This is a genomic window from Sunxiuqinia sp. A32, from assembly GCF_052690465.1.
This window is the reverse complement of record NZ_JBQYLI010000018.1, coordinates 44873-67967: the sequence shown is the minus strand read 5'-3', so window position 1 is coordinate 67967 and position 23095 is coordinate 44873. Positions and strand designations below refer to the sequence as shown.

Sequence of the window (23095 nt, the reverse complement as noted above, 5' to 3'; positions counted from 1 at the left end):
AATCTATCAAGTTTTCAATTGCATATATTTCAATTTACTATGTTCAACATCATATTCCTAAAACGCTTAAAAATTACAACACCCAACCGTGAAGTAACGGTATCCGTTGCATTACACCATCAACTATTCTTCTCAATAAAAAAATTTCCAATCAATTAGTTTCGTGGCTTAGTAACTACCCTCACTGGTCCAATCAACCCTGATTTTATCAATGGAGAATCCTTAGTATAGAATTTGTGGGTAGTAAATGTATACCTACCTGATGTTCTCGGTTGATTATTGACAAGCCAATCGGGCCACTGCCCGTTTTTTATTCCATCATCCGGGAGCTGTTCATCACCAATCAATCTATTCGGCCAAAGATTGGCCACTTCTATGTCAATCTGGTTAATACCTGGAAGAATTAGGTCGGATATATTTAATTGATAAGGAGCAGTCCAAACCACTCCAACGTCTTTCCCATTAATTCTAACCCGTGCGAGATTATTTACTTCTCCAAGATCAAGAAGCAGTTCCATATTCTTGTTAGCCACAATGCTATCCGGAATTTGTATCGTATTGTGGTAATTTGCAATTCCCGAATAATACTTTATTCCATCCTTCTTATTTTTTGTCCAATCTTCTAGTTGATCGAAAATAATATTTTCAGGGCCTCCCCATTTCGGATCGAATGAAACATTCCACGGACTTTCCACTTCCATTAAAACCTGAGCGGCAATAAAGTTTTTTGCACCATTCGCCTTTTTATTATCCACTTTATTGTCCCTATTAAAAACAATAAAATAGCTTTGATAAGCATCAAATTGCAATGGAATATTAATGCGTCCATTCTGAATCGCAAATTCAGGAAGCAATCTGATTTCTCCGGTAATTGGATCCCATAACTCAGGAGCACCTTCGCTGACGCGGAATGTACACTCTGTTCGCACCTTGCCTCCTGTCTTATTCGAAACATAGTAAATATCGCCATTTTCCAGAACACGATGAGTATATCTGATCGATTCATCTGCTTCAAAATCCTGTTGCAAACTCATCTTTTTCATCAATTCAACAGTCGTATCATAATTTGGATAAAGTTCGGGCAAAGTAATATTTGACAGACTTCCCCCCCAATATATGCTACCTTTCCCATATTGATTTTCTGAAACTTCATTAGGAATGAAAGAACCGCCCCACATTGATTTTGCTTGTTCAGAAACCAATTGATCGCAAGCTGGATAATTCACCAAACTGGGTGATTTCAGAGGAGGATTTCCAACAATTACTGCACCTGCTTTTACAAGCGCTTCAATTTTATTCAATAATTCAGGAGTCATCGTTTTCATTGCTGGCAATACGAGTAACTGATAAGTTGCACCTCCCGGAAAAACAATCCGCTTTTCTTTAACAGCAGCAGTAAGCAATTGGGATGGTGAACATCCATCAAAATTATAGCCTTTCCGATCAGGAAGCACTTCGTCTTCGGTCATTGCAGAAGAAGGAGCCCGAAATACATGCGGCGCACCTTCTGGGGTTAAATACAAAATATCAGCTACAGTACGACCTTGTCTTAAAATATACTGGCAACGGGTAATATATCGATGATATTCATTAGCCATCGGCCACCAGGTTTGGCTCCGGTCCCAATGCACACCATAAGGTCCCATGGTCATTCCGGGTTTCAAATTATCATTTAAACATTGATGCTGAAAAGTATGATACACAAACCTGTTTATTCCAGTAGCAAACGCCCAATCCCCCTGATTTTTCATCGACCCGGGATACTGTTTCCAGGCATCACGATCAGCGGTGAACGCTTCGGCGGCCACTACTGACTGACCGTTAACGTGTGCGATAGAAGCGGCCTGAATACAGCTAAATGTTGAATTAAATCCATATCCTTTGCTCCAGAATTCGCACATCGGAACATCGGCCACTGCACCCAATTCCATGTCGGCAGTTGGATTCATATCGTATGGTTCGATTGAAAACCCAAGATTGTACTTTTGTCCGTACTTTTTAAGATGTCTGGCATGGTTTTCAATTACCAATTCCATTGAAGTCTGCCGTAGATCCCATAAAAAACGTTCACTTTTCTCCAAACTTTCAACTACTAAGCCCGAATAAACGGGATAATACGGAAGTGGATCATAAGCTCTTCTTTTTTTGAATTCCTCTCGAAAATGAGGCGTCCAATTCTGTGCACCCATTTCCCAGCTATCCATATGAAGCGTTTTTAATCCACCAGGAATATTTTTATCAGGAAGACCTATTTTCTCAAACAGCTTACCCGTAAAATTTGCCAAATGTTCGTTAATAGCTGTCGTATCCATTTTATCAGCTTCAAAACCAATACCCGGCATTGGAGCTGGCCTTGTAACTGCTCCATTATTTCTACTTCCAAACCGCATGATTGTCCAGTTTCCTGAAGGCACATTCCATTCTATAGTACCGTCAGGCTTCAGAAATCTGGTGACATCAATAATTTTATTTTGTGGGATAGACGTCCCCGACACAGGTTCTTTGTAAATAGGCAACGATGGAAAAAATTGTTTGACTCCTTGTTTTGAAGTGTATGGTTCCCGATAATAGAGTGCTTTTTCATCGATGCCATCAATCTTAAAATCAGAAGATGGAGTTGGGAATGCCAGCACTGCAACATCTTCATAATAGTCTTCCCACCGTTTTTTCAGTTCGGGTGTAAAACTACCCTCTCCGAAATAAGGAGGTTTTGGTGCTGGTTTTGGAAGAATTAGAGGCGTAGTATTATTGCCTGAAACTTGAACACTACTTGAAACCAAATGTTGCATCGATTCATTTCCGGATACCCACGGGCCACCGCTTCCCGACCAGCCAGGGCCAACACCAAGTGTAATAGCAATACCCAGCCGCTCAGATTCCCGAACCGCATGCGTGAACAAGTCCTGCCATTCATCGCTCAATAAATCAACAGGGCCTCGAGGTACACCTACATTAACTTCAAGGAAAACGAGATTTCCGATACCAACTTCTTTCATCGACTCCAGGTCTTTTGTCATGGCTTCTTTCGACATGTTGCCATCCATGAAATACCAGTAAACTCCGGGTCGTGCCGAATCTGGAGGTGAAATAAAAGCTTCTCTCATATCATCAATTGAAATAACTGATTCGGCATTCAAATCATTGGAACTATTGCATCCATTGCATAATAGCCATGAGAGCACGATTAAGCCAGGAAATAAATTATATTTCATCGGTGTTGGTTTGTTAGTTTCACGATTACTTTTATCTAAGAGAACGGGAATTAGCTAAATAAAAACAAACCGACTACATTCCCATCCCGTACCGTCCAGCTACACCTCTTTTCCTTCTTTACAACCTATTTCTGTTTAATTCTAAAGCAGATACGAACCATACCACATGCCATAGATTTTTCAAATGAATGACTTGCAAGTATAGATGTACACAAAATGGTTTGCAAATTTTATATCTATATTGAATTTTAAATCCTTTAGCTCTCAGTTATTAACCGATTGACTTAATCTTCTGTAACCTGACTTCCCCACCAATGATTTTCGGGATCAAAATCTTTTGACAAATAAAGCAAACGCTGTTTTTCCAAAGCTGGCAATTTTTCATGTCGTACATTATCCAGGTAATTCTTTTCCTTTTGGGCATCATATAGCGGATCTTTCTCAGGAAACTTTGCTCCAACTTTATTCAAATAATCAAAAAGCTTCGCATTTAATTCCGTCACTTTATCCGGATTTTCAGATGCAATATCGGTGGTTTCTTCCAGATCTGCTTTTAAATTATAAAGTTCCTCTCGCCCATCTTCATAATAATGAATCAGTTTCCAATCACCATCCCGAATTATTGATGATGGCTCACCGCCTTGATTTCCATAATGCGGATAGTGCCAATACAAAGCCCTTTCGGCAATACTTTCTCCTTTTAACAATGGAAGAAGGCTTACTCCATCCAAATGTTCTTCTGGTTTTAATTCGACACCAACTAAGGTTAGAATTGTCGGATAAAAATCAGCACCCGTCACAGGAATTTCACAAGTTTGATTTCCTTTTGTTACACCCGGAACCTTAATAAAATAAGGCTCCCTGATACCACCTTCATATTGGTACCCTTTACCAGCCCTGAGAGGTTTATTTGAAGTAGAAAACGAATCTCCCGCAGCAACTCCGCCATTGTCTGAAGTAAAAATAATTATCGTATTTTCCGCCAAACCAAGCTCATTCAACGCATTCAAAACAATACCAACTGCATCATCCATCGTTTCTACCAAGCCAGCATAAACAGGATTATCCTGAACCTGACGAATAGGAAGGAAATGCCCCATTTCATAGCCGCTTTCAGCAATTCCAATCGCTTCGGCTTTATCTCTATATTTTGCCCATTTTTCTTCTGATGTTTGTATAGGACCATGAACCGCATAAAACGACAAGTAAGCAAAAAATGAAGTATCCTTATGGGATTTAATGAAGTCAACTGTTTCACGAGCAAGTCTCAATGACAAATTCTCGCCATCTTTTTGATTCTCCAAATTTGGATTTTCCCATGGCGAAAAATAACCACCAGCAGGACTACCAGCGTCCCAACCACCAATATTTATATCAAAACCATGATCTTCCGGCCATGACCCCTTTGCTCCTAAATGCCACTTCCCTGCAAAAAAAGTTTTGTACCCAGCCTCTTTCATTGCTTCAGGCAACGTAATATATTCAGAAGGCAGTTGATGTAAATAATTTGGGGGTAATAATTGATTATGCCTCCCTGTTTTTCTCCAATTTTCTCCAGTTGCAGCTCCAATCCAGTCAGTAATACCATGCCTTGCAGGTGTTTTACCTGATAAAATACTTGCTCGCGAAGGGCTACAAACCTGACAATTAGCATACCCTTGAGTAAAAACCATTCCCTCATTTGCGATGCGATCAATGTTAGGTGTCTCATAGTATTGGCTTCCAATGCAGCTTAAATCATATTCTCCCAGATCATCAGCCAAAATAAAAAGGACATTTGGCTTCTTGAATTCAACTGAATTATTCTTTTTTTGACACGATAAGAATAAAAGTATGGAAGCCATTAAAACAACTTTAACACTAATTGATTGCATAATTTCAGGCTTGTTTAGTTTTTTAAAAGAACAAGTATTTCATGTTATCCGAAATCTTTGAAATTTTAAAATAGTTGGATAATATTTTCTTCACTAAAAATGGGGAATGCCGCTTCTATCAGCCCCATTCGTTGATAAAGTTCAGGAGGAACACTAATATCGGATAAGTATAATTCACCAACATTTGGCTTTGATTTTTTATTTAGAAATCCAGATTTTGGTAACGCTAATGTCATTGTCGCTTCGGCAACGATGCAGGGATTATTTATTTTACCAGAAGTTGAATCCATTCCTGAAGGAACATCCAGACTTAAAACTGGTGCAAGGTTCTCGTTTGCTTCAACAATCATTCTGGAAACTCGTTCCCGAGGATTTCCGCGCAAACTATATCCGATTAATCCATCAATAATTAAATGAAAATTTCGCCCGTTTGTATTCTCTATAATCGGCACGTTCATCTTCTCCAGAATATCCAATTGGTGCAACGAAACTTGTTTGAAATGATCGATTGAATTGCTAAGTTGAACACTTACATCCATGCCCCAGTTGGAAAGATGTCGGGCCGCAACCAATACTCCACCACCATTACCACCTGTACCAGCCAATACTAATATGTTGTCATCATCTTTCAGATTAAACCGCCTTTTTGCAAGCGTGGCCAAATTAAATCCAGCCATTTCCATCATCTGAAGCAACCCAATCCGGTAATACTCCATCATTAACTTATCAACTTCAATCATTTGCTGGGTAGTAATATATGGTACCGATCGCATAACGCAAGTTTAAGTTGTTAATAAGTAGATAATGTAAAAAAAGCTTGCTTCATAAAGTATAAATGTACTACTTTTGTCGCAAACAAATGGAGGACTAATCATGAATACAATCTCCCTTCCGGTCACTTTTACTCAGGCCACCTGCTAAGAACTGTCAAGGTCACAGAACTCTTGCGCATACCATTTTGTTTTAATTAATCATTTTATTCATTTTTTAATTTCTATATAATGTCAGACAAAAAACAAATTTTGTCGATAAGTAAACTTTCATCTATTAATTGGAAGGAACTTTGGTCAGATATCAAAGAATCCGTAGCCGGAAGTGAACGAGATTTTACTGCAACCAGCGTTGGAAAAGCTATTTTTCTATTGTCAATTCCCATGATTTTGGAAATGGTTATGGAATCTGTTTTTGCTGTCGTTGACATCTTTTTTGTTTCCAGGTTGGGTGCCGATGCCGTAGCAACAGTTGGAATTACAGAATCGGTTATGACTATTGTTTATGCAATTGGAATTGGCTTGAGTACTGCGACTACGGCCCTAGTTGCCAGGCGTATTGGGGAAAAAAAGGCAGGAAAAGCGGGGAATGTCGCATTTCAAGCAATCTTGGTTGGATTGTCATTTTCAGTACTAATTGCAATTCCTGGAATTATCTTTTCAAAAGAGTTCCTAAAAATTATGGGAGCCACAGCAAGCATGGCTGATGAAGGTTATTGGTATCCTCAGATTATGTTCGGGGGAAATGCCATAATTATGCTGCTGTTCATTATCAATGCCGTTTTTCGAAGTGCAGGTGATGCAGCAATTTCCATGCGAGTACTGTGGATTGCCAATATTATTAATTTAATACTCGATCCTGTTCTGATTTTTGGGTTGGGCCCCTTCCCTGAACTCGGAATTAAAGGCGCAGCAATTGCAACAACAATCGGACGTGGAATTGCAGTAGTTTATCAATTCTACCTTTTATTTAGAGGCAATGGAAGGATTCATTTGGGATGGAAAAACCTTGGAATACGTCCGCACGTCATGTTTAAAATATTGAAACTTTCCATTGGCGGAATATTTCAATACCTGATTGCAACTTCCAGCTGGATTATCATGGTGCGCATGATTTCTCACCTTGGAGCTGAAGTGTTGGCTGGTTACACAATCGCCATACGAATTATCGTATTTGCTCTTTTACCATCGTGGGGATTATCCAATGCTGCAGCAACCTTGGTTGGTCAAAATTTAGGAGCGAAGCAGCCAGAAAGAGCTGAACGTTCCGTATGGATTACGGGCTACGTCAACTTAGCTATGATGGGAACAATGGGATTAATCATTCTACTGATCCCGGAGGCATTGGTTCACTTGTTTATTCAGGAACCATCCGTTGTTAGCAGTGGAGTGGTCACGCTACAATGGCTGGGTGTTGGATTTTTATCATACGCATTTGGGATGGTCGTAGTACAAGGATTCAATGGCAGTGGAGATACACTTACTCCTACCAAAATTAACCTGATTTGCTTTTGGATGATCGAGATTCCTTTGGCTTATCTGTTATCAATTACCTGGGATCTTGGCTTAACTGGAGTCTGCTTTTCAATTGTGTTATCTGAATCGATATTAACATTAATCGGGATATACATTTTCAGAAAAGGAAAGTGGAAACTTCGAAAAGTATAAATTTTTAAAAGAGGACTGCTGCGATAAATTCCGGCAGTTCTTCTTTTTTTCGTAAACGTTAAACCCCGGATAGAAAATGTTAATCCAGAACTTTCTCATGTTCACCGAAAACAACGTATTATACAAGCTCAGTTTCTTAACTTAGCTAAAAATTAAAAATCTACACATGAGCACACTTGGAAATATTATCTGGATTGTATTTGGCGGCTTTCTTGTTTTTCTACAGTATCTGATTGGTGGACTGGTTTTATGCTTAACCATCGTTGGAATTCCATTCGGAATACAGACTTTTAAATTAGCATTATTGGCACTTTGGCCTTTCGGGAAAAACATTGAATACATGGACTACGCTCCAGGATGCCTGTCAACCATTATGAATATTCTATGGTTAATTTTTGGCGGAATCTGGATAGCACTAACACACCTGGTATTCGGACTACTTTTCGCCATAACCATTATTGGTATTCCACTTGCAAGACAACACTTCAAATTGATGAGTCTCGCCTTAACGCCATTTGGAAGAAGAGTCGTCTAGGAAGTCTTTGCAATCAGTCTCAACAAAAAGCTTTTAGCTATTATTTAAAATCACCCAAAACTGTTTCTTAATACTGAGACCAATTACTTTTTTAGTGTTTATGAAGTCCGCATTCTTTTTTAGAATTGCTTTCCCACCACCAACGACCGGCACGAAAATCTTCGCCTGGCTGAATAGCACGCGTACAGGGGGCGCAACCAATGCTGACAAATCCTTTATCATGCAGTACATTATACGGAACATTATTCTCTTTCACATACGTTCTGCAATCATCCAAACTCCAATCCAATAGCGGATTGGATTTAATTAATTTAAAACCTCCATCCCAAACAAACTTTTCAAGTCCTTCACGGTTTGCCGATTGTGAAGCTCTCAAACCGGTGATCCAACAGTCGTTTCCAGCCAGTGCGCGTCCAAGTGGCTCAACTTTACGAATATTGCAACATTCTTTCCGATTTTCAACAGATAAATAAAAACTGAGAGGTCCTTTCTTCTCCAACATGCTTTCTACTGCTTCATGTTTTGGAAAATAAGTTTGAATCGATTTCCCATACTTTTCAATCGTACGGTTAAAAACTTTGTAGGTCTCCTCAAACAAGCGGCCTGTATCTAAAGTCACCACATTAATAGGCAGGTCATTGGCAAAAATCATATCGGTGATCACTTGGTCTTCAATACCAAAACTGGTAGTAAAAACGGCCTTACCTTTAAACTCATCAGCTACTTTTTTCAAAACTTCCAAAGCAGAAGCTTCCTTCAATTCATTATTTAATTTGGAAACCAATTCTTTCATTTATTTGTCCTCCTGAAAATTCATTCATCATCAAATTCATGACAAAAATAAAAAAACTTCAATTGAATGCTCTTTCTATTACACCTGAATTGAAAATCCTTATTTTTGAATCATGAACCAAGATAACAACCAATGGCCAACTCATTTTGTTGAGCGAATTCAGGGTCAATTTCCAGATGAATGGGAGCTTTTTATTCAATCGTTGAATAATAAAACGAAAAACAGCATCCGAATTAATGATAAAAAATTCAAATTTGCTGAACATTTAGCAAAAATTCCGTGGTCTGATTTTGGTTTCTTTTTGAATAAACGTCCTTCCTATGTTTTTGATCCGCTGTGGCATGCAGGAGCATACTATGTACAAGAAGCCAGTTCTATGTTTTTAGAGCAGGCCTTTAAGCAGATTGAGATTGATCACCCAAAATTGGTTTTGGATTTGTGTGCTGCCCCAGGTGGAAAATCTACTCATATTAATTCCCTCATACATGAAAATGATTTATTAATCGCCAACGAGGTAATTCGATCCCGTGTGCCGGTTTTAGTAGAAAATCTGACAAAATGGGGACACAGTAATTTTATAGTTAGTAATTCTGATGCTTCTACTTTTGGAGAACTAAGCGGGTTGTTTGATGTAATTGTGGTAGATGCTCCATGCTCAGGTGAAGGGCTTTTTCGCAGAGAACCGGAAGCCGCCAATGAATGGTCTGTTGATAATACCCAGCTTTGTGCAACACGTCAGCGTCGGATTATAGCTGAATGCTGGCCGGCTTTAAAAACGGGAGGCTACTTAATTTACAGCACCTGCACATTCAATCCGGACGAAAATGAAGAAAACCTAAAATGGCTGAAAAGTCAAGGCAATTATGAATCCATTCCAATTCCAATCAACGACGAATGGAATATTGATGAAATTGAAATTGACGGAATACGAGGATATCGATTTTTACCTCACAAAGTAAAAGGTGAAGGATTCTTCATAAGCTTGATTCGAAAAACCGAAGAACAATCCCAAATTCGTCTTCCGAGAAATTTCAGACAAAAACTCAACAGACCTTCGATTTCTGTTCCAAACTGGATTCAAAATTCTATTCAGCTAAGCTATTTTCAACACCAGGATCAATTGAAATTCATTCCGAAATATTGGGAGAAAACCACGCTGCTATTATTAGAAAAAATTAGGCTGGCAAAAGTCGGTACCACTATTGGACAAATTAAAAATAAGGAAATAATCCCCACACAGGAATTAGCATTCAACGTAGATTTTGAAAACACACAATTTCCAAAAGTTGAATTAAGCTTAGAGCAAGCGATTTCATTTTTACGTAAGGAAAATATTATCCTCAACTCAAATAAAAAAGGATGGAATTTGGTGAGTTTTCAGAATATCTCATTGGGATTTGTAAAAAATTTGGGTACTCGAACCAATAACTACTACCCAAAAGAATGGCGGATCAGAATGCAGGGAAATGAAATACCAAATCCATGGCATTTAACTTAAACAAATTACTGTCGGAATACGTTAACCAACAATAAATTACTAATTAAAAAACAACAGAATTTAGATACTCGTTTTTTTGTCAAATTCTGCGAAATACTATTTTGAGGAACTAAAAAATTTATTTCCTTTGGTACTCATTAATAACTTTTTAAAACCACAAAAAATTAAATGGGAAAAGTATTGATTATCGGTGCAGGAGGCGTGGGAACAGTTGTTGCCACTAAAATGGCTGCACTTCCTGAAGTATTTTCAGAAATCATGTTGGCCAGTCGCACCAAAGCAAAATGCGACCAAATTGCTGAGCAAATTGGAGGCAATCGTATTAAAACAGCACAGGTTGATGCGGAGAATGTACCTCAGTTGGTAGAATTGATTCGCAGTTTTAAACCCGACTTGGTTGTAAATGTTGCATTACCTTATCAGGATCTTCCGATTATGGATGCCTGTTTGGAAACCGAAACCAGTTACCTGGACACAGCCAATTACGAACCTAAAGATGAAGCTAAATTTGAATATAAATGGCAATGGGCTTATCAAAACAGGTTTAAAGAAGCTGGAATTACTGCTATTTTGGGATGTGGTTTTGATCCTGGAGTAACCAGCATTTTTACGGCTCATGCGGCCAAACATCATTTTGATGAAATTCAATACCTGGATATTGTTGACTGTAATGCCGGTGATCATGGAAAAGCTTTTGCCACCAACTTCAATCCTGAAATCAATATTCGCGAAGTAACCCAAAAAGGAAAATATTGGAAAGATGGGAAGTGGGTTGAAACTGAGCCTCATGAGATTCACAAACCGTTGAATTATCCGGAGATAGGACCAAAAGAGTCTTACTTGATTTTCCACGAGGAGTTGGAATCATTGGTTAAAAATTTCCCAACCATTAAACAGGCACGTTTCTGGATGACTTTTGGACAAGAGTATCTTACGCATTTACGTGTGATACAAAATATTGGCATGGCAGGAATTGAGCCTGTAATCTACGAAGGAAGAGAAATTGTACCAATTCAATTTTTGAAAGCAGTATTGCCAAACCCTGGCGATCTGGGCGAAAATTATAAAGGTCAAACTTCAATCGGATGCCGCATTAAAGGATTAAAAGAGGGCAAGGAAAAAACATATTACGTTTACAATAATTGCGATCATGAAGTGGCATATGCAGAAACCGGAACACAGGCTGTAAGCTATACAACAGGTGTGCCAGCCATGATTGGAGCAATGATGTACTTAAAAGGATTATGGAAAAAAGAAGGCGTTTTCAACGTTGAAGAATTTGATCCGGATCCATTTATGGAAGCGCTAAACCAGCATGGTTTGCCTTGGCATGAAATACATGATACTGAATTAGAAATGGAATATTAATAATTGAAACCCGGGAAAAACCCGGGTTTTATTTTACCAATGGAAACTGCAAAAAGAAAACTAATTCAATTAAAATTAATCCATACCCTCATATGGGGATTCTTTGCCGGATTAATTTTTTATATAGATTATGCTGCTCTTGCAAATCAAATCAACAGATTCACTTGGTATGCTATTGCAATGGTTGGTTTGGAATCGATAACACTTCTGATGTTCAAGTGGTCATGCCCACTTACATTAGTTGCTAAAAAATACAGCAGCTCCACTAAAGATAACTTCGACATTTACCTACCAAACTGGCTCGCCCGCCATAATAAAATCATTTTCGGATTACTATACGGATTCGGCGTAGTGCTTGTAATATTAAGAGGTGCCTATCATTTTTGATTTTCAATTCGATACAAATACTTATCGCTTCTTTGAATAATTGATCCTCTGAGTATGGCAGGAGTAGCTTTAAACACACCATCCAATTCATTTTCAGCAACCTTTTCAAATATTGGAGCTGCTTTAATAATCGTAGTTTCACCTTTTGTATTGGTAAAGTAGATATTTCCTCCTGAATAAATTGGAGAAATATTGAAATGTCCCTTTAGTTTTTCTTCCCAGTAAATTTCACCATTTCCCGGATTCAAACAACTCACATTCCCTCTTTCTTCAATCATAAACATCAAACTATCAACAACAACAGGTGTAGAGGTTTGCGGAGCATTTTTGCCTGTCTCCCAAACAATGTTGGTTTCAGTCACATCACCTTTCCCTGTTGGATCAACTGCAAAAAGTCGTGCAAAATAGGGTAATCCCTGCGAAACTACCCATCCTGAATTCACCATTACCAATCCATTGTAGTAAACAGGCATACTCACGGAAGAGTCTTCGCCATAATAAATTCGCCAGTTTTCTTCTCCGGTATTCGGATCATATGAAATCGCAAATAATGCTCTATTTGTTATCAACTGATCCTTGCCATCAATATTTACAATAATCGGAGTTTGATAAGATTTTCGGGAAACCGGCGGTTCCTCTTCATACACCTTCTCATCCGGACAACCAACTTTCCAAATCGTTTTACCCGTGTGCTTATCCAATGCATAAATATCCTGAACATCTGTACCTTCCAAATGGACAATCAATAAATCCTTATATATAATTGGAGAGGAAGCAGCTCCTTGCATGTGTTCGCAATTCATATCCATCCGACTCCAAACCACTTCGAAATTTTTAGTATTAATACAAGCTGTCAAATACGTTCCAAAATGGACATACACAAAGCCATCTTCAATACAAGGAGTTGATGAAGCGTAACTATTAGTTGAATGAATAACTTGAATATTTTTGGGTTCCAGAAGATTTATCTTTTTTAGAAGTTGCCCGGAATTAAAATCATGGCAAAATGCAAACAGTGAATCCCCGTTACTGGTGGCGGAAGTCATCCAAATTTGATCATCCCATACTACGGGTGATGACCATGCTTTTCCACTCAACTTCGTTTTCCAGGTTATATTATTTGTTTCAGACCAATTCACAGGAGCGGCAGAAGTTGCATGCCCATCAAGATTACTTCCTCTTAAGTGCGTCCATTGTTCTTTTTGAGAGTTACATGAAATCAGAAAAGTAATAAACAATAAAGTGGATAAGATAAAAATGGAAGGTTTTAGTTGCATGATATATCAATTTGGTTTTCCCCAAATATATTCATTTTGCAACTGAAAATTTATTGTTTCAAAAAAAATGAAACATTCTTCAAGTATAATATCAAATCATAAGAATGGACTCAGAAGAGGAACACATGCAATTATTACTAGATAAAACTAATCCAGTTTAATTTTCCCATCAAGCATATCCTGTAAAGTCACTGATTTAAAATAATGAAGAATTCGATTATTCAACTCACCCCAAAATCCCTTGACACGGCATTTTGCCTCCCTATCACATTCTATAGAGCTGCTTAAACAATCAATTACACAAATACCAGGTTCAAAAGCACGGTGGATATCTAACATTGTAATTTCACTTGACGATCTGGTCAATATATAACCACTTTTTCGTCCTCTTAAATTCACAATGAGATTAGCAGCTTTTAGCGCATGAATAATCTGATCGAGGTATTTCACCGAAATTTGCTGTCTTTCCGCAATATCTTTTTGAAAAACCCCGCTTTGGGTTTCATCGGAAGCTATTTCTAGCATCGCACGAATACCATATCTAGTTTTAGTACTAAACTTCAATTTTTGGTTTTTTATACAGTCGAAAAAAGTATTTTAAAGCTAATAAATACTTCTTCTTCTACCTTAATTATTCCAAAAAATTTTTGAGGGGGCTCAATATTAAAATCAGTAAGTTTTACTTTTAGGGTACCTAATAAGCATTTTTCTTCTTGTTTACCGTTTTCAATTTCCGATGAACAAGTATAATTATTTGTTATTCCGTTCATTGTTAATTGAATTCCATGTTCTAATCGATTTCTTTTCTGAAATTTGCTGGTAACTTTTGGGTCAATTTTAATATGTATCTCTGGATAATCTTTGGCATTAATCAGCTTGAGAAAATCGGCTAGCATCAATTTTGATTCTGCTTTTATGTTTTTAGCAGGAATTGAGATCATCAAATTTTTATTTATTTCTCCGAATTTAGTTTCAGAAGAAATTTTAGTAAACTGATCTTCGCTGTAACTAAGTTGAAAAGCTTTCACATTTGTCATTCCCTTAATGATAATTTCATCAAAGAGATAACTTTTAAGATCTGATTCACCTGAAGGAATATTTGCAAATGTTACAAATGGGGAAAAAATGATCAGTATTGTAAAATACCTCAACTTATTATTCATTACAAAAATAGGAAATGGCCACCTGTAAATAACAGGTGACCACATTTATAACTAAAACTATTTAAAATGAGATAGCAGCCTCCACCACCAATCCATTGAATTTTCCACCATCAATATCTCCGTGAGCTACTCCTTCATATTTCTGATCAACATAGTCAAGCTTTATGAGAACATTATCGGTCATAAACCAACCGCCACCGAGGTTGCAGCGAGTTACATTAGAGTCATTGTTATTTGAAACTTTATTCAAACGAGTTCCAGCATAGAAACTACCAAAACGGTAAATTGCCTGCAGTGCAGTTTGCGTAAAGTGCTGGTCATTTCCTCCTTTAACACCTTTCATATCTTCATAAATACCGAAAATTTCTAAGCCGTGGAATTTCACAAAGAGGTTGGCTTGGTAACTATTCATTTCAGTTTGTCCACTACCTGGGCTCCAACGTCCTGACCTAAAATTATCACCTTCAGCAGCAGCTGTTTGCATTACATTGTAGTAACGAGCGCCGGCACGGTCCCCATCCCACAAATAAGATCCGCTGTGGCCTTCACCAACGTGGTAACCAGAAAGAGATGCTCGAACACGCAAATTTTCATTGATGTCTGTATCGTAACCTAACTTCCAGTTGAAAACTAAATCATCCCCCAGATCACCACCACGACCATAATTCATTCTTCCGTTGTTTGTACCTAATACTGCAAGAAAACCTTTGTCACGGAACATCACTTCCATTCCGGGGTTAGTCGTATAATTATCCATGATCCAGTTTCCAACAAATGGATTGTTCAAGACGTCAGCATTTGTACTGCGAAAGAAGTGAGCATCACCATAGTTCGGGTTCATAACACCGGCTTTAATAGTCAGATACTTCATAATGTTATCTGCAGCTGGTAAAAACGGAAGATTATCAATTGTAAGATATCCGCCTTCAACCCATGCTTCATTATGGTGACGAGAAGATAGGTAGTTGTTTATATACAATTGAATACCAGGAGCCAATTCTGCAGTAATACTCATATTTGCAGTTGGCAAATTAAAATTATGTTTCAGATCGATCAGAGCTACACCCGCTTCGTGATCTATTGATTGAAGTTGTAGTGCAAAGTCAGCACCAACTTTCACTTTTACATTTTCGAAATCTTCTGGGTTTAATTTTGGTGCTTCAAAATTTTGCCCAAAAGAAATCATTGCAACAAATAATGTTGCGAAGAGAATTGCAAACTTTTTCATTGTTGATATAATAAATTGATTAATAATAGATCAGGTGCTTTCACAACTTGCTAAGCAACCTTTTATTTTTGATACGTTAGATTGTACTTCACGGTCACTTCACCGCCTGTCTTGATAGTACCCATCAACGCAACAGGAGGATTTACACCAAAGTCAGCTAGCGTTAGAGTAACATCACCTTCAATTACTACTTTCCCTTCAGTAGAATCTTTAATGCTGAAATCTTCCTGTAACCGTTTGGTTTTCCCGGCAATAGTTACATCTATCTCAGCCATCACTGGATTTTCATTTTTTAATACTCTGACCAGTGTTACTATAATTTGAGGATGAGATTTTTCTTTCAAAGCTTCATAGGTCTTTTTATTCATCAGGCTGTGATCACTTTTAAGTGATTCAACATCTACTATGAGATTTCCTGAACTTAAACTTTCCAAACTACTTTCTTCCCCGAAAGTAAGTTGCCCATTAACGGTCCCCACTTCCATTTCCCAATCATGGATTGTGGAGGTTCCCTCAACCGTCATACTGCTGTTTGTTGCATCAATTCTATACTGATCTTGTGCATTTGCCAAGCATACTAACGACACAAACAACGCAACTAACACACTCTTTTTAAACACCTTAATCCTTGTCTTCATCTTATACTACTTTTCCTATCGTTTTGGTGGGATAAACATAGAAATTAATTTAGATCGAACAAATGAGCAAAGTGACAATGGCGTCTATTTAAAGTTAGACTAAATAAAATATCCTACCGAAATGGTAGGATATTTTATTGAATTTCAATTATTTTTCATCGCTGGCTTGAATAAAAAAGACGGAAAAAAGAATTACAAAAATTGCTTATTTAGAATTACTGTTATTCTAAATAATTCAAGTTCAAAAATTATAAGTCTTCCAAAACGTCAACTAAATGTCTCCAGAATTTCTCAACAGTTTTTATCTGAATACGTTCGTCTGGAGAATGGGCATTGCGAATAGTAGGTCCAATTGAGACCATATCCAAATCAGGATATTTTTCAAGGAAAAGACCACATTCCAAGCCTGCATGAATTGATCTTACAATAGGCTTGGTATCAAATAACTTTTTATAGGAATCAACAGCAATCTTTAGAATTTTACTATCTGGATTTGGTGTCCAGCCAGGATAGCCATCTGAATTTTTAACAGTAGCGGAGCCCATTTCAAATACAGAACGAACCATTTCAGAAGCAAGATACTTTCGGCTATCCAACTCACTACGCTGGCTGGTAACAATTTGAACCTGCTCTTCTGCAATAAATTTCACAGATGCTAAATTCGTGGAAGTTTCGACCATATCTTTCATGCGGGTACTCATTTCAAGGACACCATGCGGACATGCATATAGAACATTTAGGAAGTTTTCCTGACTTGCTTGTGTCATAACTCGTTTGGGCATGATTGTAGAACTGAAATCAACAACCAAGTTTGGTTCCGTACGTTCGTACTCAAATTCCACAACATCAGAAAAATTATTGATTTCGCTAATTAGCTGATCCTTTTGCACCGCAGGTACGATAACCACAGCAGATGCTTCACGGGCAATTGCATTTCTGAGATTCCCACCATTAAAATCAGCAATTCGAACGCCATAATTCCTTACTGCATTCCACAAAAATCTGGCAAGAATTTTATTAGCATTTCCACGGCCCTTGTTAATATCATCTCCTGAATGCCCTCCCAGCAATCCGCGAACCATGATCTTTATTGCATAAGAATTCCCTGGGGTTTTCTCTTTCACAACTTCCAAATTTCCAATGGTATCAATACCACCGGCACAGCCAATAAATAATTCTCCTTCATCTTCAGAATCAAGGTTAATCAATATTTTACCGGACATAAAATCAGACTGAAGGGCAAATGCTCCCGAAAGACCGGTTTCTTCATCAACTGTAAATAAACATTCAATGGGTCCGTGAGAAAGATCATTAGCAGTTAAAACTGCCATTTGAGCGGCCATTCCAATACCATCGTCTGATCCAAGCGTTGTCCCATCAGCCCGAACCCAGTCACCATCGATGATTGGTACGATTGCATCTTTCTCAAAATTGAAAACTTTATCGCTATTTTTTTCACAAACCATATCGATATGAGACTGCAAAATAACTGTTGGGGTATTTTCTTTCCCATGAGTTGCTGGCTTAAGAATCAACACATTTCCAATCTCATCCTTTTTTGCTTCCAAATTATTTTTCTTCGCAAAATCAAGCAAAAAAGCGATGATCTTTTCTTCTTTTTTAGATGGTCGAGGAACCTGACAAATGTCCTCAAAATAATTCCACAATGGTTGTGGCTGCAATTTCTCCAGTATTCTCATATTTTGAAATCAGTTTTAACGAAGCAATAAACAATTTTTTTCTACTAATATCAATGCTTAAAGTTAGTTTTAAATTTCTAACCTTGCTTCCGAGTAAAAGAATTCCTGTAAACTGAATCTTAAATTAAACAAAACCTGATTTTTGTAAGTATTTCGTTCATGAGTTACCTCTTTATTTGTCAAAAACATTGAAATGGAATCTATTCGTGAATTATATCGCATTGGTCATGGCCCATCCAGTAGTCACACAATGGGGCCAAGGCTTGCAGCAGAACTTTTCTTAAAAGAGAATAACACAGCATCCCGTTTTAAATGCACACTTTATGGAAGTTTGGCCGCAACAGGAAAAGGACACCTAACAGATTTTGCCGTTGACGAAGTTTTTAAAAACTACCCGTTAGAAGTTATTTGGGAACCTGAAACATTTCTCCCTTTTCATCCTAATGCAATAAAACTTCAAGCTTATACAAAAGATGATCAACTGCTAAATGAAAATATTAGTTATAGCGTTGGTGGTGGTAAAATTATTATGGACGGAGACCGTAATGAGAATAAGCCAATATATGAATTAACCAGATTAGACGATATTTTGAATTGGTGCCACAAAAACGGGAAACAATTGTGGGAAATTGTTGAGCTATGCGAGGGAAAAGAAATTTGGGATCACCTATCGGAGGCCTGGAGCGTTATGAATGATTCCATTAAGCGTGGACTTTCAAACGAAGGAACACTTCCCGGTGGATTAAAATTACCACGAAAAGCAGCTTCCTTTAAGCAAAAAGCTGAAAATTTTTCCGGGCCATTCAAGAAACGATCCTTTCTATTTGCTTTTGCATTGGCCGTTTCTGAAGAGAATGCCTCTGGAGGACTCATCGTAACAGCACCAACTTGTGGAGCGAGTGGCGTTGTACCAGCAGTTCTAAAGTACTACCAAAAAGTCTATAAAATAAATCAAACACAAATCCTCAAGGCATTAGCAACAGCAGGATTAATTGGCAATCTGGTGAAATACAATGCTTCTATTTCTGGTGCAGAAGTAGGTTGCCAGGGAGAAGTAGGAACAGCTTGTGCAATGGCTTCAGCCGCCGCGACTCAATTGATGGGTGGCACCGTCAACCAAATAGAATATGCAGCAGAAATGGGCTTGGAACATCACCTTGGTCTGACCTGCGACCCAGTAGCTGGATTAGTGCAAATACCATGTATCGAGAGAAATGCAATGGCTGCCGAAAGATCATTGGCACATAACACTTATGCATTGATGAGTGATGGACATCACCGGATTAGTTTTGATGAGGTGGTTGAGACTATGTACCAAACCGGCAAAGACCTTTCCAACACTTACAAAGAAACCAGCAAAGGAGGACTGGCCAACTACCAGGCATTACCAAAATATTAGGCACAAAAAAGCAGCCACGAAAGTCCGAGATCAGGTCATCCTGAAATAAATTCAGGATGATGAATACTGTGGGTTTTAAACTCCCCTTTTAAACAATTCTATTTTTTATTAGTTATATCGCCGAAAGAAGCTTGATAAGCGATCGGTCAAACGAACATAGATTGGTCGAGTAAATTCTATAAACAAGTCTTGCGGACCTGGAGGCGGTACTGCATTATTACTAAGAATTCGTTTATGATCGTCCGTTAATACTTCCTCATCACCAACAAAAATGCCGTACTGATTTTTCCAAATAAACTCACCAGGAACCTGATCATCCAACAACATTTTCTCAGCTTGAAATTCTTCAACCTTCACATTCATCAAACCACCAGAAGTAACTTCATCAGTAACAATTCTGATTTTACCACGCTTACGAACAGTTGTTGTCTCATAACGAACAGAATCTCTTCCAACCTTCACCTCAACTTTATTCTCGATATCACGCGTCAGAGTTTGCTCCTCTTCGAAATGATTCGGACGCCCAACATAAAAATCAAGAAATTCGAGAGCCACCACCATATCCGGATACTTGAGCTCACCTTTTTCAGCTTCCTCCGGCGTATAAAAGTTCACAAAACTTTCGGCAGGAAACCGTTGATTCATTCGATCAATAACCTGCGTATAGAAAAACTCGGCTGATAACTCATATCTTCTTGAAGGAACCGGGATCGGTTCAATAATTACATTTAAAGTTGCTCGTTCCTTGGCTTCAAACATCTTTGAAAGTGCGTCTTTATAGGAGGACACCAAACGATCTGCTTCCCTAAAATGATAATAGGCTTCTTTAGCATCTTCCCTTGTTGGCCGCTCCAGGCTACTCACTCCTGCCTGATATCTTTCTTCAGCAGCACGCTCTCGTGCATTGCTCAATTCACTCGTGTACGTTTTCGGAAAAGAAATAATTTTTCTGGCAGCGGGCACCCTTCTAATTAGATCACTGGCGTGGTTTACACGTTCCATAATGCCCAAAGTTTTTCCCCATTTGAAACGATCATTTCCACTCAATGCCTGATCAATCTCTTCCTGATAATATTCCATGGCCATTGGATAACCTTCGGAAAGGACATTTCTAGCCTTCCGATTATCCGGATCACTACTTAACCTGTCCACAGCTTTTTCAATCGCTTCCAGGTAATTACCTTCTTCTAATGCTTTCTTTCCTGATGAACAGGAACCAATAATCAGGGTGGTCAAAATGAGGTAAACTATCTTTTTCATACAGGTTTTTTATAGGCTATTTACAAAGTCAGTGCCAATTTAATACCTTTTACTGAATTTGAGTAATAAGGAACCAACGAAATACGCGAATCTTTATTTCTTTTCGACACCAAATTTCCAATCAATGTACCCAATACTGCACTGGTAAAAACATCGCTTGCCCAATGCCGATGATCAAACACTCTGGAAAGGCCAGCCAGCCCTGCAATAGAATATGAAACCACAGGAACCCATTTGGTATCCGAGTACTGATTAGCTATTACTGATGCAACAGCGAATACTGCAATCGTATGGCCGGAGGGAAAACTACTACCTTTCCCAAATCCGTTAAATTCAAAAGCTGAAACGTCCATGCCAGAATCAGGCCGACTTCTTCCTGCCAGAAATTTTGGAATGCGGACAAATGCACTCGACAACAAAAAACTTTCCAAAGCAAGTAATCCAGTTGACTGGCTTTTTATGTCTTTTGCCAATAAACCATAAACCATAAATGATCCCATTACAGCCAGTGAATATTCTGCACCAAAAGGCTCAAGCACATTCGCGGCGAATTTTTCGCCACCATTGCCAGTGTAAATACGAAACGTTTGAAAGCCTTCAGAAATGGGTTCATCCACAAATAACATCGATGCAGTAATTCCAGTAAACACTCCAAACTTAGTCCAATCCTGTCCATCCCATTTTGTTGGTGATACAACAATTGACTTAACATCCGTCCAATACTTTTTCAGGTAATGTTTATTAAATTGAACGGTATCAATCTGAGCAAAAAGAAATGTTGGTAAGAATATTAAAACACAAAGACTGATAATTTTAGCTTTCATACTGCTTGTTATTACATAACTTCTTCGGGGAATTTGCTCAAAATTATGGTAAAATTTATTCTTCACAATAAATGATCTCTTTATTCCATGTACAAATAGTATTTTAATACATTGCAGACTCATTAATCGAACAGCTATGATAGAACAAGCAAATTACGATAAAACATATAGTCAGATCGATTTCTCAAAAGAGGAAATTGCAGGAATTGAATTTGATAATTGTATTTTCAACAATTGCAATTTCGCAAACTGCAACCTGGGAGATACTGATTTTCTGGATTGTAAATTTGAAAGTTGCAGTCTAATTATGGTAAAAACGTCAAATACTGGATTTAAAAATATTGAATTCAAAAATTGTAAATTGATGGGACTTGATTTCAGCATTTGTAACGATTTCCTGTTCGAAGTCCAATTTGATACCTGCCAACTTGATTATTCACTCTTCACTAAAAAGAAATTAAAAAAAACGCAGTTCATTTCATGTTCGCTGCTTGAAGCTGACTTCTCAGAATGTAATTTGCAAGAAGCTGTATTTGATTCATCAAATCTTGCCGGCGCATACTTTAATATGTCTAATCTTGAAAAAGCAGATTTCAGAACGGCCATTGATTTTAATATGGATCCGAACCAGAATAAGATGAAAGGGTGCAAATTTTCGGGATATAACCTGGCTGGACTACTGTCATCCTATAAACTTAAAATTGAATAAGATTTTATTTTACTCCATCTTCTTGGCTTCATCCCAATACTTGTCCATTTCTGCAAGGCTCATCTCCTTCAAGTCTTTTCCCTTCGCCAGCGTTTTACTTTCCAGGTAATTGAAACGCTTCATAAATTTTAAGTTCGTACGTTCCAATGCAGCTTCAGGATCAATTTCATACAAACGAGCAGCATTTACCATTGCAAAAAACAGGTCTCCAAATTCGGCTTCAACTTTATCTTTATTGTTTTCGGTTATTTCATGCTGAAGCTCATTCACTTCTTCTTTTACTTTCTCCCAAACCTGCTCAGGCTTTTCCCAATCAAATCCGACCCCACTGGCTTTTTCCTGAATTCGGTTCGCTTTAACCAATGCTGGCAACGATGAGGGAACACCTTCCAAAACAGTCTTCTTTTTTCGATCTTTTTCTTTAAGTTTTAACGATTCCCAGTTTTGTTCAACTTCTCTGGCATTATCAACCTCCACATCTCCATAAATATGCGGATGACGATAAATCAACTTTTCATTCAACGAATTGATAACATCAGTAATGTCAAAAGCATTCTTCTCCGAACCAATTTTAGCATAGAAAACGATGTGAAGCAATAAATCTCCAAGCTCTTTTTTTATCTCATTCAAATCAGCCTGAAGGATAGCATCTCCCAGCTCGTAGGTTTCTTCGATGGTTAACTTTCGAAGCGATTCAAAAGTTTGTTTTCGATCCCACGGACACTTTTCCCGCAATTCATCCATTATCTCAAGCAACTCGCCAAAAGCATTTAATTTATCATTCATCTGCTG

20 protein-coding genes are annotated in these 23095 nt (G+C 38.0%); 7 read left to right on the top strand and 13 right to left on the bottom strand.

Annotated elements, in window-relative coordinates:
* Window positions 1–155: 155 nt before the first annotated feature.
* The 3 genes from ACUNWD_RS16820 to ACUNWD_RS16810 form a co-directional block, all read right to left on the bottom strand.
* A complete protein-coding gene (locus ACUNWD_RS16820; protein ID WP_445589009.1) occupies window positions 156–3212 on the bottom strand; it encodes a glycosyl hydrolase in 3057 nt (1018 codons plus the stop codon).
* Window positions 3213–3496: 284 nt separating this feature from the next.
* Entirely contained in the window at window positions 3497–5086 is a 1590-nt protein-coding gene (locus tag ACUNWD_RS16815) for a sulfatase (protein ID WP_445589008.1), read from the bottom strand.
* A gap of 65 nt (window positions 5087–5151) precedes the next feature.
* On the bottom strand, window positions 5152–5859 hold the full coding sequence (locus tag ACUNWD_RS16810; protein ID WP_445589007.1) for an NAD(P)H-hydrate epimerase: 708 nt from the start codon (window positions 5857–5859) through the stop codon (window positions 5152–5154).
* A 228-nt stretch (window positions 5860–6087) separates the two neighbouring features.
* Here ACUNWD_RS16810 and ACUNWD_RS16805 point away from each other — a divergent pair, with 228 nt between their 5' ends.
* Window positions 6088–7524 (top strand): MATE family efflux transporter, encoded by a 1437-nt coding sequence (locus tag ACUNWD_RS16805; RefSeq protein ID WP_445589006.1) that lies wholly within the window; start codon window positions 6088–6090, stop codon window positions 7522–7524.
* Between the two features lie 166 nt (window positions 7525–7690).
* On the top strand, window positions 7691–8059 hold the full coding sequence (locus ACUNWD_RS16800; RefSeq protein WP_445589005.1) for a YccF domain-containing protein: 369 nt from the start codon (window positions 7691–7693) through the stop codon (window positions 8057–8059).
* Window positions 8060–8150: 91 nt separating this feature from the next.
* On the opposite strand, the gene ACUNWD_RS16795 is transcribed toward ACUNWD_RS16800, so the two are convergent.
* Complete coding sequence (locus tag ACUNWD_RS16795; RefSeq protein ID WP_445589004.1) at window positions 8151–8852, bottom strand: phosphoadenylyl-sulfate reductase; 702 nt, start codon at window positions 8850–8852, stop codon at window positions 8151–8153.
* 112 nt (window positions 8853–8964) lie between these two features.
* On the opposite strand from ACUNWD_RS16795, the gene ACUNWD_RS16790 reads away from it, so the two are divergent.
* The 3 genes from ACUNWD_RS16790 (at window position 8965) to ACUNWD_RS16780 (ending at window position 12105) form a co-directional block, all read left to right on the top strand.
* Entirely contained in the window at window positions 8965–10350 is a 1386-nt protein-coding gene (locus tag ACUNWD_RS16790) for a methyltransferase RsmF C-terminal domain-like protein (RefSeq protein ID WP_445589003.1), read from the top strand.
* 168 nt (window positions 10351–10518) lie between these two features.
* Window positions 10519–11718, top strand: coding sequence for a saccharopine dehydrogenase C-terminal domain-containing protein (locus tag ACUNWD_RS16785; RefSeq protein WP_445589002.1), 1200 nt, complete (start codon window positions 10519–10521; stop codon window positions 11716–11718).
* 39 nt (window positions 11719–11757) lie between these two features.
* The gene (locus ACUNWD_RS16780; protein WP_445589001.1) at window positions 11758–12105 is read left to right on the top strand and encodes a hypothetical protein; all 348 of its coding nucleotides are present in this window, start codon (window positions 11758–11760) and stop codon (window positions 12103–12105) included.
* Here ACUNWD_RS16780 and ACUNWD_RS16775 read toward each other — a convergent pair.
* The 6 genes from ACUNWD_RS16775 to ACUNWD_RS16750 all read right to left on the bottom strand — a co-directional run bounded on the left by ACUNWD_RS16775 (window position 12096) and on the right by ACUNWD_RS16750 (window position 18111).
* The gene (locus ACUNWD_RS16775) at window positions 12096–13382 is read right to left on the bottom strand and encodes an outer membrane protein assembly factor BamB family protein (RefSeq protein WP_445589000.1); all 1287 of its coding nucleotides are present in this window, start codon (window positions 13380–13382) and stop codon (window positions 12096–12098) included. The two genes, ACUNWD_RS16780 and ACUNWD_RS16775, sit on opposite strands and share 10 nt — an antisense overlap.
* 147 nt (window positions 13383–13529) lie before the next feature.
* On the bottom strand, window positions 13530–13946 hold the full coding sequence (locus ACUNWD_RS16770; RefSeq protein ID WP_445588999.1) for an RrF2 family transcriptional regulator: 417 nt from the start codon (window positions 13944–13946) through the stop codon (window positions 13530–13532).
* An 11-nt stretch (window positions 13947–13957) separates the two neighbouring features.
* Window positions 13958–14545, bottom strand: coding sequence for a YceI family protein (locus tag ACUNWD_RS16765; protein WP_445588998.1), 588 nt, complete (start codon window positions 14543–14545; stop codon window positions 13958–13960).
* Window positions 14546–14606: 61 nt separating this feature from the next.
* Window positions 14607–15773: a hypothetical protein gene (locus ACUNWD_RS16760; RefSeq protein ID WP_445588997.1), complete on the bottom strand. Its 1167-nt coding sequence runs from the start codon at window positions 15771–15773 to the stop codon at window positions 14607–14609.
* Window positions 15774–15835: 62 nt separating this feature from the next.
* Window positions 15836–16411: a YceI family protein gene (locus ACUNWD_RS16755; RefSeq protein ID WP_445588996.1), complete on the bottom strand. Its 576-nt coding sequence runs from the start codon at window positions 16409–16411 to the stop codon at window positions 15836–15838.
* Window positions 16412–16659: 248 nt separating this feature from the next.
* Complete coding sequence (locus ACUNWD_RS16750) at window positions 16660–18111, bottom strand: aminoacyl-histidine dipeptidase (RefSeq protein WP_445588995.1); 1452 nt, start codon at window positions 18109–18111, stop codon at window positions 16660–16662.
* A 193-nt stretch (window positions 18112–18304) separates the two neighbouring features.
* Between ACUNWD_RS16750 and ACUNWD_RS16745 the strand changes: the two genes are divergently transcribed.
* Window positions 18305–19510: an L-serine ammonia-lyase gene (locus ACUNWD_RS16745; protein ID WP_445588994.1), complete on the top strand. Its 1206-nt coding sequence runs from the start codon at window positions 18305–18307 to the stop codon at window positions 19508–19510.
* A 108-nt stretch (window positions 19511–19618) separates the two neighbouring features.
* Here ACUNWD_RS16745 and ACUNWD_RS16740 read toward each other — a convergent pair whose 3' ends face one another.
* Both ACUNWD_RS16740 and ACUNWD_RS16735 read right to left on the bottom strand, forming a co-directional pair.
* Complete coding sequence (locus ACUNWD_RS16740; protein ID WP_445588993.1) at window positions 19619–20770, bottom strand: hypothetical protein; 1152 nt, start codon at window positions 20768–20770, stop codon at window positions 19619–19621.
* Between the two features lie 20 nt (window positions 20771–20790).
* A complete protein-coding gene (locus ACUNWD_RS16735) occupies window positions 20791–21594 on the bottom strand; it encodes a phosphatase PAP2 family protein (protein ID WP_445588992.1) in 804 nt (267 codons plus the stop codon).
* A 136-nt stretch (window positions 21595–21730) separates the two neighbouring features.
* Here ACUNWD_RS16735 and ACUNWD_RS16730 point away from each other — a divergent pair, with 136 nt between their 5' ends.
* Window positions 21731–22303: a pentapeptide repeat-containing protein gene (locus ACUNWD_RS16730; protein WP_445588991.1), complete on the top strand. Its 573-nt coding sequence runs from the start codon at window positions 21731–21733 to the stop codon at window positions 22301–22303.
* 9 nt (window positions 22304–22312) lie between these two features.
* Here ACUNWD_RS16730 and mazG read toward each other — a convergent pair whose 3' ends face one another.
* Window positions 22313–23089, bottom strand: a complete 777-nt coding sequence (gene mazG, locus ACUNWD_RS16725; RefSeq protein WP_445588990.1) for a nucleoside triphosphate pyrophosphohydrolase — start codon at window positions 23087–23089, stop codon at window positions 22313–22315.
* Window positions 23090–23095 lie beyond the last annotated feature (6 nt).

What these genes read in the sequence shown, in the direction of transcription:
- ACUNWD_RS16735 (WP_445588992.1), bottom strand. Translation starts at nt 21,594, where the DNA reads ATGAAAGCTAAAATTATCAGTCTTTGTGTTTTAATATTCTTACCAACA.
- ACUNWD_RS16795 (WP_445589004.1), bottom strand. Translation starts at nt 8,852, where the DNA reads ATGAAAGAATTGGTTTCCAAATTAAATAATGAATTGAAGGAAGCTTCT.
- ACUNWD_RS16815 (WP_445589008.1), bottom strand. Translation starts at nt 5,086, where the DNA reads ATGCAATCAATTAGTGTTAAAGTTGTTTTAATGGCTTCCATACTTTTA.
- ACUNWD_RS16740 (WP_445588993.1), bottom strand. Translation starts at nt 20,770, where the DNA reads ATGAAAAAGATAGTTTACCTCATTTTGACCACCCTGATTATTGGTTCC.
- ACUNWD_RS16750 (WP_445588995.1), bottom strand. Translation starts at nt 18,111, where the DNA reads ATGAGAATACTGGAGAAATTGCAGCCACAACCATTGTGGAATTATTTT.
- ACUNWD_RS16785 (WP_445589002.1), top strand. Translation starts at nt 10,519, where the DNA reads ATGGGAAAAGTATTGATTATCGGTGCAGGAGGCGTGGGAACAGTTGTT.
- ACUNWD_RS16820 (WP_445589009.1), bottom strand. Translation starts at nt 3,212, where the DNA reads ATGAAATATAATTTATTTCCTGGCTTAATCGTGCTCTCATGGCTATTA.
- ACUNWD_RS16780 (WP_445589001.1), top strand. Translation starts at nt 11,758, where the DNA reads ATGGAAACTGCAAAAAGAAAACTAATTCAATTAAAATTAATCCATACC.
- ACUNWD_RS16805 (WP_445589006.1), top strand. Translation starts at nt 6,088, where the DNA reads ATGTCAGACAAAAAACAAATTTTGTCGATAAGTAAACTTTCATCTATT.
- ACUNWD_RS16790 (WP_445589003.1), top strand. Translation starts at nt 8,965, where the DNA reads ATGAACCAAGATAACAACCAATGGCCAACTCATTTTGTTGAGCGAATT.
- ACUNWD_RS16775 (WP_445589000.1), bottom strand. Translation starts at nt 13,382, where the DNA reads ATGCAACTAAAACCTTCCATTTTTATCTTATCCACTTTATTGTTTATT.
- mazG (WP_445588990.1), bottom strand. Translation starts at nt 23,089, where the DNA reads ATGAATGATAAATTAAATGCTTTTGGCGAGTTGCTTGAGATAATGGAT.
- ACUNWD_RS16745 (WP_445588994.1), top strand. Translation starts at nt 18,305, where the DNA reads ATGGAATCTATTCGTGAATTATATCGCATTGGTCATGGCCCATCCAGT.
- ACUNWD_RS16800 (WP_445589005.1), top strand. Translation starts at nt 7,691, where the DNA reads ATGAGCACACTTGGAAATATTATCTGGATTGTATTTGGCGGCTTTCTT.
- ACUNWD_RS16755 (WP_445588996.1), bottom strand. Translation starts at nt 16,411, where the DNA reads ATGAAGACAAGGATTAAGGTGTTTAAAAAGAGTGTGTTAGTTGCGTTG.
- ACUNWD_RS16765 (WP_445588998.1), bottom strand. Translation starts at nt 14,545, where the DNA reads ATGAATAATAAGTTGAGGTATTTTACAATACTGATCATTTTTTCCCCA.
- ACUNWD_RS16810 (WP_445589007.1), bottom strand. Translation starts at nt 5,859, where the DNA reads ATGCGATCGGTACCATATATTACTACCCAGCAAATGATTGAAGTTGAT.
- ACUNWD_RS16730 (WP_445588991.1), top strand. Translation starts at nt 21,731, where the DNA reads ATGATAGAACAAGCAAATTACGATAAAACATATAGTCAGATCGATTTC.
- ACUNWD_RS16760 (WP_445588997.1), bottom strand. Translation starts at nt 15,773, where the DNA reads ATGAAAAAGTTTGCAATTCTCTTCGCAACATTATTTGTTGCAATGATT.